Genomic DNA, 2,519 nt, shown 5'->3' with positions numbered 1-2,519 from the left:
CCTGGAGAATTCTCACTTAGAGCCTTTCTAAATGGCAAGTTTGATTTAACACAGGTAGAAGGAATTGCCGACTTGATTGATGCCGAAACAAAAATGCAAGCTAAGCAAGCAATCAGGCAGATGTCAGGAGAATTAGAAAGGTTATATAATGGTTGGAGACAGAAATTGATAGAAATGCAATCTAAAATCGAAGCATATATAGACTTTCCAGAGGATGTTATAACAGAAAGAAACGAGCTAGAAAAAGTCAGTAATGAAGTGCAAGTTCTCGTGCAGTCAATACAAGATCACCTAGATGATAATAGACGTGGTGAAAGATTGCGTGAGGGTTTACATATTGTAATAACTGGCAAACCAAATGTTGGTAAATCAACGCTATTTAATTTTCTTGCCAAACGCGACATCGCTATTGTTTCTGAATATGCAGGCACAACAAGGGACGTACTTGAAGCTCATATTGACATCAGCGGATACCCGATCATCCTTTCTGATACTGCCGGAATTCGTGAGAGCTTAGATCCGGTAGAATCAGAAGGCATAAGTCGTGCGAGAAAAAAGTCTTGTGAAGCTGATTTAAGAATAGAATTATTTTCTTTTAAACAGTGTCACAATATCGATTGCAGTGTTAATAGCGACACCATTTATGTGCTGAGTAAAGCTGATGATGCTAACGATAATCACAACATAAAAATCAACAACATAGATTTTTTACCTATTTCTATTTTAAAAGGAATAGGTACAGATAGGCTGATCTCTATGATTAAAGAAAAAGTAGAGGAAAAATTGGGCTGCAATAGAAACGCTCCTCTGATTACTCGGCAAAGACATAGAAATTGTATGCAGAGAGCTATAGAGCATTTACAGCGTTTTAACATAGACAATCCAATTGAGCTAATATCTGAAGACTTAAGGCTTGCAGCAATTGAACTTGGTGCGGTAACTGGGGTTATTAGTGTTGAAGAAGTATTGGATGATATATTCAATAATTTCTGTGTGGGCAAGTGAAATTTTTATAGATTGCTTGGAATCAGATGTTGTGATAAAAAAGAAGTGGACGGATGGCCGAGTGGTTTAAGGCACCAGTCTTGAAAACTGACGTACGTGATGAGCGTACCATGGGTTCGAATCCCATTCCGTCCGTATACTGTTTAACATAACTCAAGTCCAACTTATCAGCCCATTTTTGCTCAATGTGTGTGCCTTTTTTTTGGTAAGGTCAATTCGGTATTTATGGACGACCTCTACCTGAGGTATTTAATGCAGCCTGAGAGGATTTTTTTTGACACACATTTTGCAGTATTTCCAAGTTCACGCTAAGGTATCTGTATATCAATGTTTATTACTTTTTTACCATTTGCTGATACTATTTTTAAGATTATGTTAGATTGAGGATATCTGAATATTATCTTGCTTTGGAAAAAAACGATCTTTTCATGGTGATATCTACCAACTAAGGTAGCTAATGCTATTTCTCAACCTGCAGTGGACAGAAAATATCCTTTCCGCTTAGCCACAGAAATGGAATCAGCTGCGAGTTTTGACGATATTGTTTTCCGGTATGAGCAAAATGGGACAACAGTATATATGCTTATACAAGTTAAACATAAATAAGACGGCAGTAAAAAGATCTGTGTAGTTGACTTAATTAATAAAAAGTGGTAGACTTAACTTAGCAAAACACTTTGCTGCCTTTTTAGAAATTCAAGGCAATGAAGAGTTTAAAGATAAGATAAAAGATTTTTTTATTGTTATAAATGCTGATTTTGATCATGAAGGTCTAGCAGGCAAGGGAGTTACAGTTGAAAAAATAGAAACACAGGATGAGTTTCTGAATATAGGCAATAGTGCAAAGTATAAGCTTAGAGACTTACGTAATAGTATTGTTCAATGCTTAAAGCAAGGAATAAGTGCTAAAGGTAGCGAAGTAAGCGATAAAGAGATAAGAGACTTTTTAAATGAACTAGTGTTTGTAGTAAGTTGCCTAATAGTGCTGAGCTAGAAAAGTTAATCAAAAATGAGATAAGTGATAACTTGGCTAGAAGGTTTAAGTACTTTGGTGACAATGAATTTGCTTACTGTGCGTTTTTTATGATAGTATTGGGTTGGATGAAGGATAGAGAAGGACGTTTCCTTTCAACAAGAAGGAGGAGAATTTTTCGAAAAAGTATAGCACTGGGCTAGTACTTTCAGCAGGATGAAACTGATGTTAAGGGAAATAAAGGAAAGGCTTGACAGCATGATGGGAGGAAAGTTAGCTTAGGATAATACTCAACAAGCACATTTTCATAAAGAACCTATTTGGTTTAATATGAAGTATCCAGTTAGAACATTTACTGGAAGAAGAAGTGGATTACAAAAGATATACAAGGGGTTGTATAAAACTGTAGATGAGCAAAATGCTGAAGCACAAAGTAGCCTAGAAGAATCATTTAAAGGATTAGCTAACGAATTAAATAAGAGATTGCTTGAAAGTCCAAAAATTTCTATTACAGAAGAGGGAATCAGGTCTATCGTTAGAG

3 protein-coding genes and 1 tRNA gene are annotated in these 2,519 nt (G+C 35.8%); all 4 read left to right on the top strand.

The annotated features are described in order from the left end of the window. A partial coding sequence (mnmE, locus tag IHO13_RS05135) for a tRNA uridine-5-carboxymethylaminomethyl(34) synthesis GTPase MnmE (RefSeq protein ID WP_225538577.1) occupies nt 1-1,005 on the top strand: 1,005 nt, incomplete at its 5' end. A 47-nt stretch (nt 1,006-1,052) separates the two neighbouring features. Next, nucleotides 1,053-1,140, top strand: a tRNA-Ser gene (locus tag IHO13_RS05130). An 837-nt stretch (nt 1,141-1,977) separates the two neighbouring features. After that, complete coding sequence (locus IHO13_RS05125) at nt 1,978-2,181, top strand: hypothetical protein (protein ID WP_225538576.1); 204 nt, start codon at nt 1,978-1,980, stop codon at nt 2,179-2,181. Between the two features lie 127 nt (nt 2,182-2,308). Further along, nucleotides 2,309-2,519, top strand: a 211-nt coding sequence (locus IHO13_RS05120) for a hypothetical protein (protein WP_225538575.1), incomplete at its 3' end; no start/stop codon positions are given.

Source organism: Wolbachia endosymbiont of Mansonella perstans, from assembly GCF_020278605.1.
GTDB lineage: Bacteria > Pseudomonadota > Alphaproteobacteria > Rickettsiales > Anaplasmataceae > Wolbachia.
The sequence above is the reverse complement of the archived record's forward strand: the minus strand, read 5'-3'. Positions and strand labels throughout refer to the sequence as shown.